At 57.6% G+C, this 16,506-nt stretch carries 14 protein-coding genes; 10 read left to right on the top strand and 4 right to left on the bottom strand.

Going from position 1 to position 16,506, the window contains the following annotated elements; genetic code table 11:
- Positions 1-4: 4 nt before the first annotated feature.
- Entirely contained in the window at positions 5-1,534 is a 1,530-nt protein-coding gene (pntA, locus tag ACT3IC_RS21670; protein WP_103179413.1) for a Re/Si-specific NAD(P)(+) transhydrogenase subunit alpha, read from the bottom strand.
- 536 nt (positions 1,535-2,070) lie between these two features.
- On the opposite strand from pntA, the gene ydgH reads away from it, so the two are divergent.
- The 3 genes from ydgH (at position 2,071) to folM (ending at position 5,356) form a co-directional block, all read left to right on the top strand.
- The gene (ydgH, locus tag ACT3IC_RS21675) at positions 2,071-3,024 is read left to right on the top strand and encodes a DUF1471 family protein YdgH (RefSeq protein WP_103179411.1); all 954 of its coding nucleotides are present in this window, start codon (positions 2,071-2,073) and stop codon (positions 3,022-3,024) included.
- 187 nt (positions 3,025-3,211) lie between these two features.
- A complete protein-coding gene (locus tag ACT3IC_RS21680; protein ID WP_473479322.1) occupies positions 3,212-4,594 on the top strand; it encodes an amino acid permease in 1,383 nt (460 codons plus the stop codon).
- A gap of 39 nt (positions 4,595-4,633) precedes the next feature.
- Complete coding sequence (folM, locus tag ACT3IC_RS21685; RefSeq protein ID WP_103179409.1) at positions 4,634-5,356, top strand: dihydromonapterin reductase; 723 nt, start codon at positions 4,634-4,636, stop codon at positions 5,354-5,356.
- Here the strand turns inward: folM and ACT3IC_RS21690 are convergent.
- A complete protein-coding gene (locus ACT3IC_RS21690; protein WP_103179408.1) occupies positions 5,353-5,688 on the bottom strand; it encodes a GlpM family protein in 336 nt (111 codons plus the stop codon). The two genes, folM and ACT3IC_RS21690, sit on opposite strands and share 4 nt — an antisense overlap.
- Positions 5,689-5,816: 128 nt before the next feature.
- Here ACT3IC_RS21690 and rstA point away from each other — a divergent pair, with 128 nt between their 5' ends.
- From rstA to tus, 6 genes are all read left to right on the top strand, one after another.
- On the top strand, positions 5,817-6,533 hold the full coding sequence (gene rstA / locus ACT3IC_RS21695; protein ID WP_103179407.1) for a two-component system response regulator RstA: 717 nt from the start codon (positions 5,817-5,819) through the stop codon (positions 6,531-6,533).
- 102 nt (positions 6,534-6,635) lie between these two features.
- Positions 6,636-7,652 (top strand): ABC transporter substrate-binding protein, encoded by a 1,017-nt coding sequence (locus ACT3IC_RS21700; RefSeq protein WP_420193487.1) that lies wholly within the window; start codon positions 6,636-6,638, stop codon positions 7,650-7,652.
- Between the two features lie 5 nt (positions 7,653-7,657).
- Positions 7,658-8,701 (top strand): FecCD family ABC transporter permease, encoded by a 1,044-nt coding sequence (locus ACT3IC_RS21705; protein WP_473479513.1) that lies wholly within the window; start codon positions 7,658-7,660, stop codon positions 8,699-8,701.
- A complete protein-coding gene (locus tag ACT3IC_RS21710) occupies positions 8,698-9,468 on the top strand; it encodes an ABC transporter ATP-binding protein (protein WP_473479327.1) in 771 nt (256 codons plus the stop codon). The genes ACT3IC_RS21705 and ACT3IC_RS21710 overlap by 4 nt, the downstream gene beginning before the upstream one ends.
- A 79-nt stretch (positions 9,469-9,547) precedes the next feature.
- On the top strand, positions 9,548-10,846 hold the full coding sequence (gene rstB, locus ACT3IC_RS21715; RefSeq protein ID WP_103179404.1) for a two-component system sensor histidine kinase RstB: 1,299 nt from the start codon (positions 9,548-9,550) through the stop codon (positions 10,844-10,846).
- 73 nt (positions 10,847-10,919) lie between these two features.
- Positions 10,920-11,849, top strand: a complete 930-nt coding sequence (gene tus, locus ACT3IC_RS21720) for a DNA replication terminus site-binding protein (RefSeq protein ID WP_420193488.1) — start codon at positions 10,920-10,922, stop codon at positions 11,847-11,849.
- On the opposite strand, the gene fumC is transcribed toward tus, so the two are convergent.
- Both fumC and fumA read right to left on the bottom strand, forming a co-directional pair.
- Positions 11,850-13,244: a class II fumarate hydratase gene (fumC, locus tag ACT3IC_RS21725; RefSeq protein WP_473479331.1), complete on the bottom strand. Its 1,395-nt coding sequence runs from the start codon at positions 13,242-13,244 to the stop codon at positions 11,850-11,852.
- Between the two features lie 147 nt (positions 13,245-13,391).
- Complete coding sequence (gene fumA / locus ACT3IC_RS21730) at positions 13,392-15,038, bottom strand: class I fumarate hydratase FumA (RefSeq protein ID WP_103179401.1); 1,647 nt, start codon at positions 15,036-15,038, stop codon at positions 13,392-13,394.
- A gap of 199 nt (positions 15,039-15,237) precedes the next feature.
- Between fumA and manA the strand changes: the two genes are divergently transcribed.
- Positions 15,238-16,413 carry a mannose-6-phosphate isomerase gene (manA, locus tag ACT3IC_RS21735; RefSeq protein ID WP_214421914.1) on the top strand — a complete coding sequence of 392 codons (1,176 nt, stop codon included), beginning with the start codon at positions 15,238-15,240 and terminating at the stop codon, positions 16,411-16,413.
- Positions 16,414-16,506: the final 93 nt, after the last annotated feature.

The following is a 16,506-nucleotide window of genomic DNA, read 5'->3' on the forward strand; positions in this document are numbered from 1 at the left end:
CCCCTTATCCCTTACGAAACATTTTCAGCATGCGCTGAGTCACGGTGAAACCACCGAAAATATTGATACTGGCGATCAGTACCGCGATAAAGCTCAGGAAACTGACCCAGCCGCCGTGACCAATCTGCAATAATGCTCCGACCACGATGATCCCGGAGATGGCGTTGGTAACCGACATCAGCGGCGTATGCAGCGCATGGGAAACGTTCCACACCACGTAGTAACCTACCACGCAGGAGAGCGCAAAGACGGTGAAATGGCCGAGGAACTCTTTCGGCGCAACGTCTGCCAGCCAGCCAAAGAGGATAATGGCCAGCGCCATCAAGGCGTACTTACGCCACGGCGAAGCAGGTTTTTCAGGCTCTTTCGGGGCTGGAGCAGCCTTGGCGGCGGCCTGCGGCTGCGCGGAAACCTGAATCGGCGGTGCCGGCCAGGTGATCTCACCCTCGCGGACCACGGTGACGCCACGCACGACGACGTCCTCGAAATCAACGGTGATCGTGCCGTCTTTCTCTTTGCAGAGCAGCTTCAGCAGGTTCACCAGGTTGGTGCCGTAGAGCTGGGAGGACTGGGTTGGCAGACGGCCCGGCAGATCGGTATAGCCGATCACCTTCACGCCGTTAGCGGTGGTGGTGACCACACCCGGAACGGTGTATTCGCAGTTGCCGCCGTTTTGCGCGGCCAGATCGACGATCACGCTACCGGCCTTCATGGAGTCGACCATTTCGCGGGTGATCAGTTTCGGTGCCGGTTTGCCCGGAATGAGCGCAGTGGTGACAATGATGTCCACCTCTTTCGCCTGGGCAGCGAACAGCGCCATCTCGGCTTTAATAAAGGCTTCGGACATCACTTTGGCGTAGCCGTCGCCGCTGCCCGCCTCTTCTTTGAAGTCCAGTTCCAGGAACTCGGCGCCCATACTCTGAACCTGTTCTTTTACTTCCGGACGGGTATCAAAAGCACGAACGATTGCGCCGAGGCTGTTCGCCGCACCAATGGCGGCCAGACCGGCAACGCCTGCGCCAATCACCATAACTTTCGCGGGTGGGACTTTACCCGCAGCGGTGATCTGGCCGGTAAAGAAGCGACCAAACTCATGTGCCGCCTCGACGATGGCGCGGTAGCCGGCGATGTTCGCCATTGAGCTCAGGGCATCCAGCGACTGCGCACGCGAGATACGCGGCACCGAGTCCATCGCCATGACGGTGACGCCGCGCGCCGCCAGCTTCTCCATCAGCTCCGGATTCTGGGCTGGCCAGACGAAGCTCACCAGCGTGGTGCCCGGATTGAGCAGCGCAATTTCATCCTCTTCTGGTGCATTGACCTTCAGAATGACGTCCGAATGCCAGACGTTTGCGCCGTCTACAATCTCTGCGCCCGCCTGAACAAACGCCTCGTCATCGAAACTTGCCAGCTTGCCTGCGCCGCTTTCAACCGCGACGGTAAAACCCAGTTTCAGCAGCTGTTCCACCGTTTTTGGTGTCGCTGCTACACGGGTTTCATTGGCAAACCGTTCTCTTGGTACCCCAATACGCATAGTAATCCCTTCCATCGGTTTTTGATGATGGTTTGTCGAATATTCATCACGGATATATAACGACGGTAACAGGCGTTAACCTGCTACTCACGCATATCCGCAGAAAATAAAACAGTAACAAACTTTCTATAACCTACTGAAAATACCGCCTGTGATCCACAGCAAGAAAACACTTTTTATGTCTTTAACTGTCAAAAATAAGTGATCTGCATCTCTGACAGGCATATCTGCCTTTATTTCTTCGTCAGGGCCGATGTTTAGCTCAGTCGAAGCGGTAAAAACACGATATAGCGCCAGCCAGAAACAACTTATTAACATTAAATCAACTTGTGAAAGTTATATGCTTTATTAGTTTTAGTGGTCAAACGGGTATTTTTTCAACATATCTCTAAAGGTTATGGAAATTGATCGTCACCTTGCCGGGTACCGCAAAAAATGGCGCAGACAGCAGAGGGTGTTAAATGCAATAATCGTCAACGTTTTCATATTAACAACTACACCAGTACCTGGTTTGCGTAAGGCGAAGGATTATTTTTATGAAGCTTAAGAACACTCTCCTGGCGTCCGCACTCCTTGCTGCGACCGCTCTGTCTGCCAATGCCGCGACAGAGTTAACGCCGGAGCAAGCGGCTGCAACGAAACCTTACGATCACGTTACGATCGTAGGTCGTTTTAACGCAATTGGCGATGCAGTTAATGCCGCCTCCAAACGTGCCGATAAAGAGGGCGCCGCCGCATTCTACGTCGTGGATAACTCCGAATACGGCAGCAGCGGCAACCAGCGCGTCACCGTTGCGCTCTATAAAGCCGATGCCCCGAAAGCGGAAGAGGTGAAAAACCGTGTCATTAACGGTGTGATGGAACTGCCTAAAGATCAGGCCGTTCTGCTTGAGCCGTATGATACCGTCACCATTCAGGGCTTCTACCGCAGCCAGCCGGAAGTGAACGACGCCATCACCAAAGCCGCTAAAGCGAAAGGGGCTGACGCCTACTACATCGTTCGCCAGATCGATGCTAACCAGGGCGGTAACCAGCGCATCACTGCTTACATCTATAAAAAAGACGCGAAAAAACGTGTCCTGCAGAGTCCGGATGCTATCCCGGCTGACTCTGATGCCGGTCGCGCAGCCATTGCCAAAGGCGGCGAAGAAGCGAAGAAAGTTGAAATCCCGGGCGTGGCAACCAGCGCTGCACCAGGCGCCAGCGTTGCTGGTGTGGGTCGTTTCTTTGAAACCCAAACCACCAAAGGCGGTCGTTACAGCGTTACTCTCAACGACGGCACCAAAATTGAAGAGCTGAACAACGCCACTGCCGCGCAGATGATTCCGTTCGACAGCATCAAATTCACCGGTAACTACGGCAACATGACCGAAATTTCTTACCAGGTGGCGAAGCGTGCGGCGAAGAAAGGGGCCAAGTATTACCACATCACCCGCCAGTGGCAGGAGCGCGGTAATAACATGACCATCAGCGCTGACCTGTACAAATAAGTAACCTGTTTCACTCAGGCGGCGTTATGCCGCCTTTTTTTTCGCTTTACCGCCACAATTCGGCCCTTCCTCATTGCATGCGTTCGTAACACTCCGTAAAATCCCGCGCCTTAGCGTTATTCACCATTTTTATGCGCTTCGACGAAATAATTATTCTGGAACCGACCCCTTTTTAAACAGGATGCCAATGGAAAAGAAACTTGGCCTGAGCGCTTTGACTGCGCTTGTTTTAAGCTCCATGCTCGGTGCGGGTGTATTCAGTCTGCCGCAGAATATGGCGGCCGTCGCCAGCCCGTCTGCGCTGCTTATCGGCTGGGGGATCACCGGCATCGGGATCCTGCTGCTGGCCTTCGCCATGCTGCTGCTGACGCGCATTCGTCCCGACCTCGACGGCGGTATTTTTACCTACGCCCGTGAAGGCTTTGGTGAGCTGGTGGGTTTCTGTTCCGCCTGGGGCTACTGGCTGTGCGCGGTGATCGCCAACGTCTCTTATCTGGTGATCGTCTTCTCTGCGCTGAGTTTCTTTACCGACTCCCCTGAACTTCGGCTCTTTGGCGATGGCAATACCTGGCAATCCATTGTCGGCTCCTCGGTGCTGCTGTGGATCGTGCATTTCCTGGTACTGCGCGGCGTCCAGACCGCGGCCAGTATCAACCTGGTCGCAACGCTTGCGAAGCTAGTGCCGCTGGGGCTCTTTATCGTGCTGGCGTTTATTGCGTTTCGTCTCGATCTCTTCAGCATGGACTTTTCCGGCGTGGCGCTGGGTGTCCCGGTCTGGGAGCAGGTGAAAAACACCATGCTGATCACCCTGTGGGTCTTTATCGGGGTGGAAGGCGCGGTGGTTGTCTCGGCCAGGGCGCGCAATAAGCACGATGTTGGCCGCGCCACGCTGCTGGCCGTACTGACCGCATTAGGGGTCTATCTACTGGTCACCCTGCTCTCGCTGGGCGTGGTGGCGCGTCCGGAGCTGGCGGAGATGCGTAACCCCTCGATGGCGGGCCTGATGGTGAAAATGATGGGTTCCTGGGGCGAGGTAGTGATTGCCGCCGGTCTGATCGTCTCCGTATGCGGCGCCTATCTGAGCTGGACCATTATGGCGGCAGAAGTGCCGTTCCTGGCCGCAACCCATAAAGCCTTCCCGCGTCTGTTTGCACAGCAGAACAAAAACAATGCGCCGTCCGCGTCGCTATGGTTGACCAACATCAGCGTGCAGATCTGTCTGGTGCTGATCTGGCTCACAGGTTCAGACTATAACACGTTGTTAACCATCGCCTCCGAGATGATTCTGGTACCCTATTTCCTGGTGGGCGCATATTTGTTAAAAATAGCTACCCGACCGATGCATACCGTCGTGGGGATGGGCGCCTGTATTTACGGCTTATGGCTGCTGTATGCCTCCGGACCGATGCATCTGCTGCTCTCCGTCGTGCTCTATGCGCCGGGACTGCTGGTGTTTATTTATGCCCGTCGCACGCACCAGCTACAGCACGCGCTGAAGCGCCGTGAAATCGTGCTGATTGGCTTATTACTGGTTGCCGCATTACCGGCAACGTGGATGTTGATGGGATAAGCAACCGCGTCCCATCGTCGAACGGATAAGGAGAACACGATGGGACAGGCAAAACCGCTCCCGATCCTGATTACTGGCGGAGGTCGTCGTATCGGCCTCGCGCTTGCCCACCATTTCTTGAATCTTCACCAGCCTGTCATTGTCAGCTATCGCACAAAATACCCGGCGATCGAGACCCTGTGCGAGGCGGGTGCAACCTGTATTCAGGCAGATTTTTCCTCTGACGAGGGCATTCTGGCCTTTGCCGACCAGGTAAAAGCGGAAACCACCGGGTTACGCGCCATTATTCATAATGCCAGCGCATGGATGGCGGAATCCCCGGAACACTCGCTAAGCGACACGCTCTCCTGCATGTTGCAGATCCACGTCCATGCCCCTTACCTGCTCAACCACGCTCTACAAGGGCTGTTGCGCGGCCACGGCCATGCCGCCAGCGACATCATCCACTTTACCGACTACGTGGTTGAGCGCGGCAGCGATAAGCACATTGCTTACGCCGCCAGCAAAGCCGCGCTGGATAACATGACCCGCTCGTTTGCCCGCAAGCTGGCCCCGGAGGTGAAAGTCAACGCCATCGCCCCGTCGCTGATTATGTTTAATGAACATGACGATGCCGACTATCGTCAGAAGGCGCTGAATAAGTCCCTGATGAAAATCGCCCCGGGAGAAAAAGAGGTGATTGATTTAATCGACTATATTCTGACCAGCTGCTACGTCACGGGCCGATCCTTTGGCGTGGATGGCGGGCGTCCTTTACGTTAGTGAAAGCGGCTCCAGCAGAAAATTAACACCCAGGCGCTGAGGCTCCAGCAGAGTACCGCCCCGCCCAGCGCCAGGGGCAAACGCATCATGCCGGTGAAGTACCAGAGCGAAAGCAGATAGAGAAAATAGGGAATAATCGACCACATGCCAAACACGATGGTCGCCCGCAGCGCCTCGATCCCGCGCTCCGAGGCGACGATATAGTGGGCAATGAGGGCAAAGGTGGGAAACAGCGGAATCAACCCGGCAATGTAATAATTTTTGCTTTTCGCCAGTACCCCAATCAGTAACACCACCAGCGCACCCAACGCCGCTTTTATTACCAGCCCCATCCATCTCCCCTTAACAAGACAATAACAATGTCGGGCAGCATAACGGAACGGCAACATTTTGCGAATGATTAATGGAAGGTTAAGGTTGCGCGGTGTATGTTGGCGTTTTCCGCAGACACAGCCTTGCTATGAATAAGATCGTATACGTTGAGGATGAACCCGAAGTCGGTCAGTTGATCGCCGCTTATCTGGGTAAACATGATATTGAGGTCATCGTCGAACCACGCGGCGACCGCGCAGAAGAGGTGGTGGCGCGGGAAAAACCCGATCTGGTGCTGCTGGATATTATGCTACCGGGTAAAGATGGCATGACCCTGTGCCGGGATCTGCGCGCCCGCTGGAACGGGCCGATTGTGCTGCTTACTTCCCTCGACAGCGACATGAACCACATATTGTCCCTGGAGATGGGGGCAAACGACTATATCCTCAAAACCACCCCTCCGGCTGTACTCCTGGCACGCGTGCGCCTGCATCTGCGCCAGCACGTTGCTGCATCCAGCGACACCCCGGCCCCGCAGCTCACCCCGCACAAGGCGCTGCGTTTTGGCACACTCTCCATCGATCCGGTCAATCGCCAGGTGCTGCTTTCCGGCGAGCAGGTGGCGCTGTCGACGGCCGATTTCGACCTGCTGTGGGAGCTGGCAACCCATGCCGGGCAGATTATGGATCGGGACGCGCTGCTGAAAAACCTGCGCGGCGTCAGCTACGATGGCCTGGACCGCAGCGTGGACGTGGCCATCTCCCGCCTGCGCAAGAAGCTGCTGGATAACGCTACCGAACCGTTCCGCATTAAAACCGTGCGTAACAAAGGCTACCTTTTCGCGCCCCACGCCTGGGACGTATAACAGGGGCGACAGCCGCCCATTTTTACCCCTGATGATTAACCTTTTGCGCCCGCCCGCATAATATGCATTATGTTATAACATAACACTTATGAGGGTGAGAATGTGTTTAATCAAAACAGGGCGCTGGCTTTTGTCCTAACTTTATTCGTGCAGCCGGTAGTCGCCGCGACGGTTTATCCGCTGACGGTAGAGAACTGCGGCATTAAGGAGACCTTTACTCAGGCCCCGCAGCGGGTAGTGACGGTGGGGCAACACGAGACGGAATTGCTCCTGGCGCTGGGGCTCGAAAAGAAGATCGGCGCGACCTCGGTCTGGTTTGGCCCTCTGCCAGATGCGCTGGCAAAACAGGGTAACGGGCTGAAAAAGCTGGCGGATAACGCCCCCTCCTTTGAAGCGGTCACCGCGGAGCGTCCTGATCTGGTGCTGGCCCAGTATCACTGGCATATCGGGCCGCAGGGGGAAACGGGCACCCGGGAACAGTTCGCCACACTTGGGATCCCGACCTGGATCTCCCCTGCCGACTGCATCGGCAAAAGCGTCACCGACAGCTCGAACGGTGACGGGGCGCGGAGCACACCGTTTTCCATCGCCGAAATCGAACGCGAAATCGATGAACTGGCGACCATTTTCGACGTCCAGCCGCAGGGTAAAGCGCTTAACGAGGCGCTGAAACAGCGTATTCAGCAGGCGCAGGCCCGTGCTGCCGCGCAACAGACTCGTCCCCTGAAAGTGGTGTTCTGGTTCTCCAGCAGCCGTCTGAAAGGCGATCCCTGGGTGGCTGGCGATTACGGCGCGCCGGGGTGGATAAGCCACACGCTTGGGCTGAAAAACATCATTGATTCCCATGACGAATGGCCTGCCGTGACCTGGGAGCATATCGCCCAGGCACAGCCTGACGTGATCGTCATCGCTGAGATGTCCCGCCGTCTCTACCCTGCGGATGATGTGGCGGTTAAAAAGGGCTTTTTAAACGACGATCCGGTGACCCGAAACATCCCCGCCGTGAAAAAGGGGCAGATCGTGGTGGTGCCCGCAATGTCACTTAACCCCTCCCTGCGTAATGTCGATGCCGTTGAGGCGATCGGCGAAAAACTGGCAACGTTCCAGGCTGAACAATGAGTATCATGATTCTCCGCGCCCCCTTTAGCCTGCCGCGCTGGCGGCAGCATAGCCTGATGGCCGTCGGGATAGTGACGCTGCCGTTGATGCTGGTTTTCGCTGCCACCGTCGGGGATATGCCGGTGTCGTATGCGAACGCAGGTAAAGCCATTCTCAACGGTCTGGGTCTGGGTAGCTATGTGCTGCCCCAGGTTGAGGAGGGCATTGTCTGGCAGTACCGCATGAGCCGGGCCCTGATGGCCGCCTGCAGCGGAGGGGGTCTGGCGCTTTGCGGCCTGGTAATGCAGGCCATCCTGCGAAACCCGCTGGCGGAGCCCTATCTGCTGGGGATCTCCTCCGGTGCGTCGCTGGGGGCCGTCTGTGTGATGTTGCTGGGTATTGGCGGCAGCTCGCTGGGCATCAGCGGCGGCGCCTTTATCGGCGCCTGCTGCGCGTTCGGGCTTATCATGCTCATCACCCACGGCATGACCGACAGCCCGCCACGAATATTGCTGGCGGGCATCGCCGGGACGCAGCTCTTTAACGCCCTGACCGCCTACATTGTCAGTACCTCCGCCAATGCCGAGCAGTCGCGCAGCGTGATGTTCTGGCTGCTGGGCAGCCTGAGCGGGGTTCGCTGGCCGGATGCTATCCTGGCTCTGGTGGTCGTGCTGGCCGGATTTATGGTGATCTTCGCCTTTTCACGAGCGCTGGATACCTTCACCTTTGGCGATGAAGTCTCCACTACCCTCGGCGTGCCGGTCACCCTGGTGCGCATTATCCTGCTGCTCACCTGCGCGCTGGTGACGGCGGTAATGGTCAGTATCATTGGCGCGGTGGGGTTTGTCGGGCTGGTGATCCCGCACGTTACCCGGATGCTGTGCGGCCCCGGGCATCGCCGCTCAATTCCCCTGACCTTCCTGATCGGGAGTCATTTCATGATCCTCGCCGATGTGGTTTCCCGCACGCTTATCACCCATCAGGTCCTGCCCATTGGCGTGGTCACCGCGTTAGTCGGCGCGCCTGCCTTTGTGGTTCTGCTCTATCGCAGCCGGGAGAAAAACGTATGACCCTTTCATTAAGCGGATTGCAGGTCACCTTCCAGTCCCGCCAGGTGCTGAACAACATCAATCTGCACCTGGAGGCGGGTGAAATTGTCGGCCTGTTAGGCCCGAACGGCTCGGGAAAATCGACGCTGCTGCGCTGTCTGGCCGGGTTACTCCCTCGTCATGCGCACCATATTCAGTTGAACGGCACCCCGCTCAATAAAATCTCCGTGAGAGATCGGGCCAAACAGCTGGCCTTTGTTCCCCAGCATGCCGAAGTGGATGGCGATCTCTGCGTGGAGCAGATTGTCCGGCTGGGGCGCACGCCGCACCGCAGGGGGCTTTTTGGCTGGAGTGAAAAGGACGACCAGGCGGTTGAGCACGCTATCCGCCTGATGAAACTTGCCGGGCTGCGTCACCGGCTGTGGCGGCAGCTTTCCGGCGGAGAGAGACAGCGCTGCCAGATCGCCCGCGCCCTGGCCCAGCAGCCACGGCTGCTGATCCTCGATGAGCCGACCAACCATCTGGATATTGAGTATCAGCTGGAGCTGATGACGCTGATTACGCAGCTGCCTATTACGGTGGTGGTGGCCCTTCACGATTTGAATCTCGCCGCCAACTACTGCCACCGGCTGGTACTGCTGAAATCCGGCAGCGTGATAGCCAGCGGTCCGCCTGATGCGGTGCTGACCCCTGCTCTGATAGAAGACGCCTGGCATGTGCAAGCGGACGTCATGAAACAAGGCAAAACCTTCAACATTCGCTATGCCATGCGGCAGCCCATTGCGTAAAGTAGGCGATGCCCGCTCTTAGCGAGTCAATCTTACGTTCGGGCAGCCTCTTTAACGCGTTGTAGCTGGGTGATATTTCATGAAAAAACTGTTTGTGCAGTTTTACCTTCTGTTGTTCGTCTGCTTCCTGGTGATGACCATGCTGGTTGGGCTGGTCTATAAGTTCACCGCCGAGCGGGCAGGCAGACAGTCGCTGGATGATTTGATGAAAAGCTCGCTCTATCTGATGCGCAGTGAACTGCGTGAGATCCCCCCTCACGACTGGGCGCGCACCATCAAAGAGCTGGATCTGAACCTCTCATTCAAACTGCGCATCGAGCCACTGAAGAAATACACCCTGGATGCCCCGACCATGCAGCGGCTTCGCGAAGGCGATATCGTGGCGCTGGACGATCAGTACACCTTTATTCAGCGTATTCCGCGCAGCCATTACGTCCTGGCGGTCGGCCCGGTGCCGTATCTCTACTTCCTGCATCAGATGCGCCTGCTGGATATCGCCCTGCTGGCCTTTATCGCCATTTCGCTCGCCTTCCCGGTGTTTATCTGGATGCGCCCCCACTGGCAGGACATGCTGCGCCTCGAGGCCGCCGCCCAGCGTTTCGGCGACGGGCATCTGACCGAGCGGATCCACTTCGACAGCGGCTCCAGCTTTGAGCGGCTGGGGGTGGCCTTTAACCAGATGGCTGACAATATCAACGCCCTCATCGCCAGCAAAAAACAGCTGATCGACGGTATCGCCCACGAGCTGCGCACCCCCCTGGTACGGTTGCGCTACCGGCTGGAGATGAGTGAAAACCTGACCGAAACAGAGTCGCAGGCGCTGAATCGCGATATCAGCCAGCTCGAGGCGCTGATTGAGGAGCTGCTGACCTATGCCCGCCTCGACCGACCGCAGAACGAACTTAAGCTCACCACCCCGGATCTGCCTGCATGGCTGCGCAGCTACGTGGAGGATGTGCAGAGCGTCAACCCGCAGCGCACGTTGCTGATCAGCAGCGTGGACGGCGATTACGGCGCGCTGGATATGCGTTTGATGGAGCGGGTGCTGGATAACCTGGTCAACAACGCCCTGCGCTACAGCGATAACCAGCTGCGGATCGCATTGACGCTAAACGGCAGCCGCGCCAGTTTGTCGGTGGAAGATGATGGTCCGGGCATTGCGCCAGAGGCCCGCCAGCGGGTATTTGAGCCTTTTGTCCGACTCGACCCGAGCCGGGACCGCGCCACCGGCGGCTGCGGCCTGGGGCTGGCGATCGTCCACTCTATCGCCCAGGCGCTAGGGGGGGACGTCAGCTGCGAAGCCAGCGACCTCGGCGGCGCCCGTTTCTGCTTCAACTGGCCCGTCTGGCATCATATCGCCCTGCCCATCCCTGACTGACCTAAACCGCACGCTGGCCTGACCCGGCGTGCTGTGCTATAAATTAAGTATGTTGTAACTAATGTGGTGTACTATGGCAACTTACGATCTTATCGAACGCTTAAACTCAACCTTTCGCCAGATGGAGCACGAGCTGGCGCAGTTACCCCCCGAACTCCAGGCCTGTCGCCTGCTCGCCGGGCGCGTCTTCTCCCTGCCGGACGTCGCCAAAGGCGCCGAACACGATCCGCTCAACGCTATTATGGTTAAGCAGCACCTCGGCCAGGAGGCGCTGACGATGGCGCTGCAACACTATCGTCACCTCTTTATCCAGCAGCAATCCGAGAATCGCAGCAGCAAGGCCGCCGTGCGCCTGCCGGGGGTGATCTGCCTGCAGAGCGACGCCGCGCACCGGGAACAAATCACCGCCCGCATTGCGACTATTAATGCCTTAAAGGCGGAATTTGAAAAAATCGTCACCGAGGAGTCAGGCCTCGCCCCCGCCGCCCGTTTTGAGTGGGTGCACCACCAGTTACCAGGTTTGATCACCCTCAACGCCTATCGCACGTTAACGGTGATTAACCACCCCGCCACCCTGCGCTTCGGCTGGGCCAATAAGCACATCATCAAAAATTTCACCCGCGATGAGGTGCTGGCGATGCTGGAGAAAAGCCTCAAGTCGCCGCGCGCCGTAGCGCCCTGGTCACGGGATCAGTGGGTGGAGCGGCTGGAGGCAGAATATACGGCCATTCACTCTCTGCCTGCAGAGGCGCGGCTGAAGATCAAGCGGCCGGTAAAAGTGCAGCCAATCGCCCGCGTCTGGTATGCCGGGCAGCAAAAGCAGGTGCAATACGCCTGCCCGACGCCGCTGATCGCCCTTTACGATGCCGATCAGGGGGCGGTGATACCCGATATTGGTGAGCTGCTCAATTACGATGCGGATAACGTTCAGCACCGTTATAAGCCGCAGGCACAGCCGCTGCGCTTGATTATCCCGCGGCTGCACCTGTACGTGGCGGAGTAACTATTTCAGGCTGCCGACCATCTCTTCCGGGCGGACCCAGCTGTCGAACTCGGCCTCGGTGAGATACCCCAGCGCCAGGGCGGAGGCTTTCAGGGTCAGCCCCTCCTTGTGCGCTTTTTTGGCGATTTCCGCCGCCTTGTCATAGCCGATATGGGTATTGAGCGCCGTCACCAGCATTAACGACTCGTTGAGCAGCTGGCTGATGCGCTCGCGATTCGGCTCGATGCCTACCGCGCAGTGCTCGTTAAAGCTCTCCATGCCATCCGCCAGCAGACGCACCGACTGGAGGAAGTTATGGATCACCATCGGACGGTAGACGTTCAGCTCAAAGTTGCCCGAGGCCCCGCCCATGTTCACCGCCACGTCATTGCCCATCACCTGACAGCAGAGCATGGTCATGGCTTCGCACTGGGTCGGGTTGACTTTACCCGGCATGATGGAGCTGCCCGGCTCGTTCTCCGGGATGCTGATTTCGCCGATGCCGCAGCGCGGCCCGGAAGCCAGCCAGCGCACGTCGTTGGCGATTTTCATCAGCGAGGCCGCCAGCCCTTTCAGCGCCCCGTGGGCATGCACCAGCGCATCACAGGTCGCCAGCGCCTCGAACTTGTTCGGCGCCGTGATAAACGGCTGTCCGGTGATGTTTGCCAGCTCTTCCGCCACCCGCACCGCATATTCCGGATGGGTATTGAGGCCGGTACCCACTGCGGTGCCACCCAGCGCCAGCTCCGCCAGGTGCGGCAGGCTGTGGTCGATATGGCGCAGGTTGTGGTCAAGCATCGCCACCCAGCCGGAGATCTCCTGGCCCAGGGTCAGGGGCGTGGCGTCCTGCAGATGGGTACGACCAATTTTGACGATATCGGCAAAGGCCAGGGCTTTGTCATTGAGGGTCTGCTTCAGCACGTTCAGCTGCGGGATGAGCTGTTCGCGCAGGGCGATGAGCGCCGCCACATGCATCGCCGTCGGGAAGACATCGTTGGAGCTCTGGCTTTTGTTGACGTCGTCGTTGGGGTGGATCTTACGCTCCATGCCGCGCACCCCGCCGAGCAGTTCGCTGCCGCGGTTCGCCAGTACCTCGTTCATGTTCATGTTGCTCTGGGTACCGGAGCCGGTCTGCCAGATGGCGAGCGGGAATTCATCGGGATGTTTCCCCGCCAGCACTTCATCGGCGGCGGCGATAATGGCGTTAGCTTTCTCCCCGGAGAGCAGGCCTAAATCCTGGTTGACCTTCGCCGCGGCGCGTTTGGTCAGCGCCAGGGCCTGGATCAACGAGACCGGCATCTTTTCAGTGGAGATACGGAAATGTTCCAGTGAACGCTGGGTTTGTGCGCCCCAGAGTTTGTCCTCAGGAACGTCGATGGCACCCATCGAATCTTTCTCACTGCGTGAGGTGGTCATACTTTCTCCTTGATAACACTGAAGTGGATTGCTCACAGCTCAAAGAAACAAGTATTGATGAGATAAGAAAAAGGGTATGGCGCTTTGTGCGCTCTTTTTTGCCGGGCTTTGCCGGGTGGCGCTGCGCCACCCGGCAGGGTTTTCAAACTACTTCACACAGGCCGAACACTGGGAGGACTGGATCTGTTTGAAGAAGTCGTTGCCTTTGTCATCCACGAGGATAAACGCCGGGAAGTCTTCCACTTCGATTTTCCAGATCGCTTCCATACCCAGCTCCGGGTACTCCACGCACTCGAGGCTCTTGATGCTGCCCTGCGCCAGTACCGCGGCCGGGCCGCCGATGCTGCCGAGGTAGAAGCCGCCGTGCTTGTGGCAGGCGTCCGTCACCTGCTGGCTGCGGTTGCCCTTCGCCAGCATGATCATGCTGCCGCCGTTGGCCTGGAGCTGATCGACGTAGGAGTCCATACGCCCGGCAGTGGTTGGCCCTAAGGAGCCGGAGGCATAGCCGGTCGGGGTTTTTGCCGGGCCCGCATAGTAGATCGGGTGATCTTTAATGTACTGCGGCAGCCCTTCGCCATTATCCAGACGCTCTTTCAGCTTCGCGTGGGCGATATCGCGGCCCACGATAATGGTGCCGTTCAGCGACAGACGGGTGGAGACCGGGTACTGAGAGAGCTGGGCCAGGATCTCACTCATCGGACGGTTCAGGTCAACGCGTACCGCCTCGCCCTCGCCCGCTTTCCGCAGCGCTTCCGGAATGTACTTACCTGGGTTGTTTTCCAGTTTCTCAATCCAGATGCCGTCGCGGTTAATCTTAGCTTTAATGTTGCGGTCCGCCGAACAGGAGACGCCCATCCCCACCGGGCAGGATGCGCCGTGGCGCGGCAGGCGGATCACGCGGATATCGTGGGCGAAATATTTGCCGCCAAACTGGGCGCCGAGGCCGAGGTTCTGGGCTTCCACCAGCAATTCCTGCTCAAGCTGGACGTCGCGGAATGCCTGGCCGTGCTCGTTACCTTCGGTCGGCAGATTGTCGTAGTATTTGGTCGAGGCCAGCTTGACGGTTTTGAGGGTGCTTTCCGCCGAGGTGCCACCGATCACAAAGGCGATGTGGTACGGCGGACACGCCGCGGTGCCGAGAGTACGCATCTTCTCCACCAGGTAGTTTTTCAGCTTGCCCGGCGTGAGCAGCGCTTTGGTCTCCTGATAGAGATACGTTTTGTTCGCTGAACCGCCGCCTTTGGCGATGCAGAGGAATTTGTATTCGTCGCCATCCACGCTGTAGAGGTCAATTTGCGCCGGCAGGTTGGTGCCGGTATTGACCTCTTTATACATATCCAGCGGGGCGTTTTGTGAATAGCGCAGGTTGTCTTCGATATAGGTGTTATACACGCCGTGCGCCAGGGCCGCTTCGTCGCCGCCACCGGTCCAGACACGCTGGCCTTTTTTACCCATGATGATGGCGGTGCCGGTGTCCTGACAGGTTGGCAGAATGCCTTTTGCCGCGATATCGGAGTTACGCAGGAACTGCAGGGCGACGTACTTGTCGTTTTCGCTGGCCTGCGGGTCGCTGAGGATATCGGCAACCTGCTGCTGATGCGCCGGGCGAAGCATGAACGAGGCATCGTGGAACGCCTGTTGCGCCAGTAAGGTCAGGGCCTGCGGGTCAACTTTCAGGATCTCCTGTCCTTCAAATTCAGAGACAGAAACGTGGTCGCGGGTTAACAGGTAATATTCGGTCTGATCCTTGGCCAGCGGGAAAGGATCCTGGTAATGAAAGGGTTTATTCGACATTGATCTCTCACTTACTGCTTCGGTCTGTTTATTTAGAGCAGATGTTCCGCTGCCCTGCTTAAAAGCGAGTCAGCCTATCCTACACAATTTTTTAACAAAAACTGAGACTAGTACGACTTTTTCCGCGCGCAGGTTACATCCGCGCGGTTTATTGCTTTAATACAGGCAGATAATTTCACATATGAAACAGGGCTTGATAATGCAAAAACTCATCAACTCAGTGCAGCACTATGCCTGGGGAAGTAAAACTGCGTTAACGGATCTCTACGGTATCGCCAACCCGGACAATCTGCCGATGGCAGAGTTGTGGATGGGGGCACACCCGAAGAGCAGCTCAAAAATTACCGATGCCCAGGGCGAACGTTCCCTGCGTGACGTTATCGAGGGTGATAAAGCCACGCTGTTGGGCAGCGCCGTCGCCGAACGCTTTGGCGAACTGCCTTTCCTCTTCAAGGTACTTTGCGCCGATCAGCCGCTCTCCATTCAGGTTCACCCGAACAAGCAGGCCTCCGAAGCGGGTTTTGCGAAAGAGAACGCAGCAGGCATTCCGCTGGATGCCGCCGAGCGTAACTATAAAGATCCGAACCACAAACCGGAACTGGTCTTCGCCCTGACGCCGTTCCTGGCGATGAACGCCTTCCGCGAGTTCTCTGAGATCGTTTCGCTGCTGCAGCCGGTTGCCGGGGCGCACAGCGCCATTGCCCACTTCCTTGAAAAACCGGATGCCGATCGCCTGAGCCACCTCTTCGCCAGCCTGCTGAATATGCAGGGGGACGAAAAATCCCGTGCGCTGGCGGTACTGAAAGCGGCCCTGAACAGCCAGAAAGGCGAACCCTGGCAGACCATCCGCGTCATTTCAGAATTTTACCCGGACGACAGCGGCCTCTTCTCCCCGCTGCTGCTGAACGTGGTGAAACTGGAGCCGGGCGAAGCGATGTTCCTGTTTGCCGAAACGCCGCATGCTTACCTGCAAGGGGTGGCGCTGGAGGTAATGGCTAACTCCGATAACGTACTTCGTGCGGGGCTGACGCCGAAATACATCGACATCCCTGAACTGGTGGCCAACGTCAAATTCGTCGCGAAACCGGCGGCTGAGCTGCTCACCCAGCCAGTGAAAAACGGCGCAGAGCTGGACTTCCCCATCCCGGTGGAGGATTTTGCGTTTTCCCTGCACGATCTCAGCAGCGAAGAGACCCGTATTGCCCAGCAGAGCGCGGCTATTCTCTTCTGCGTTGAGGGTGAAGCGGTACTGAGCAAGGGCGAGGAGCGCCTGGTGCTGAAGCCTGGTGAGTCGGCCTTTATTGCCGCGAATGATTCCCCGGTTAGCGTCAGCGGCGTCGGGCGTCTGGCGCGGGTATTCAACAAGCTCCAGTGACTTGCTGAATTTTTTAACAATTTTTGCTAAGCTATTGCTAACCTTATGACCTCACCGGGCGGTTTTCACCGCTCGGTTTCATTTTATGGATAA

The organism is Leclercia sp. GHBNCSD (genome assembly GCF_055805075.1).

Bases quoted from the DNA above. Each gene is read 5' to 3' on its own strand.
- pntA (WP_103179413.1), bottom strand. From the start codon at position 1,534: ATGCGTATTGGGGTACCAAGAGAACGGTTTGCCAATGAAACCCGTGTA.
- ydgH (WP_103179411.1), top strand. From the start codon at position 2,071: ATGAAGCTTAAGAACACTCTCCTGGCGTCCGCACTCCTTGCTGCGACC.
- ACT3IC_RS21680 (WP_473479322.1), top strand. From the start codon at position 3,212: ATGGAAAAGAAACTTGGCCTGAGCGCTTTGACTGCGCTTGTTTTAAGC.
- folM (WP_103179409.1), top strand. From the start codon at position 4,634: ATGGGACAGGCAAAACCGCTCCCGATCCTGATTACTGGCGGAGGTCGT.
- ACT3IC_RS21690 (WP_103179408.1), bottom strand. From the start codon at position 5,688: ATGGGGCTGGTAATAAAAGCGGCGTTGGGTGCGCTGGTGGTGTTACTG.
- rstA (WP_103179407.1), top strand. From the start codon at position 5,817: ATGAATAAGATCGTATACGTTGAGGATGAACCCGAAGTCGGTCAGTTG.
- ACT3IC_RS21705 (WP_473479513.1), top strand. From the start codon at position 7,658: ATGATTCTCCGCGCCCCCTTTAGCCTGCCGCGCTGGCGGCAGCATAGC.
- ACT3IC_RS21710 (WP_473479327.1), top strand. From the start codon at position 8,698: ATGACCCTTTCATTAAGCGGATTGCAGGTCACCTTCCAGTCCCGCCAG.
- rstB (WP_103179404.1), top strand. From the start codon at position 9,548: ATGAAAAAACTGTTTGTGCAGTTTTACCTTCTGTTGTTCGTCTGCTTC.
- tus (WP_420193488.1), top strand. From the start codon at position 10,920: ATGGCAACTTACGATCTTATCGAACGCTTAAACTCAACCTTTCGCCAG.
- fumC (WP_473479331.1), bottom strand. From the start codon at position 13,244: ATGACCACCTCACGCAGTGAGAAAGATTCGATGGGTGCCATCGACGTT.
- fumA (WP_103179401.1), bottom strand. From the start codon at position 15,038: ATGTCGAATAAACCCTTTCATTACCAGGATCCTTTCCCGCTGGCCAAG.
- manA (WP_214421914.1), top strand. From the start codon at position 15,238: ATGCAAAAACTCATCAACTCAGTGCAGCACTATGCCTGGGGAAGTAAA.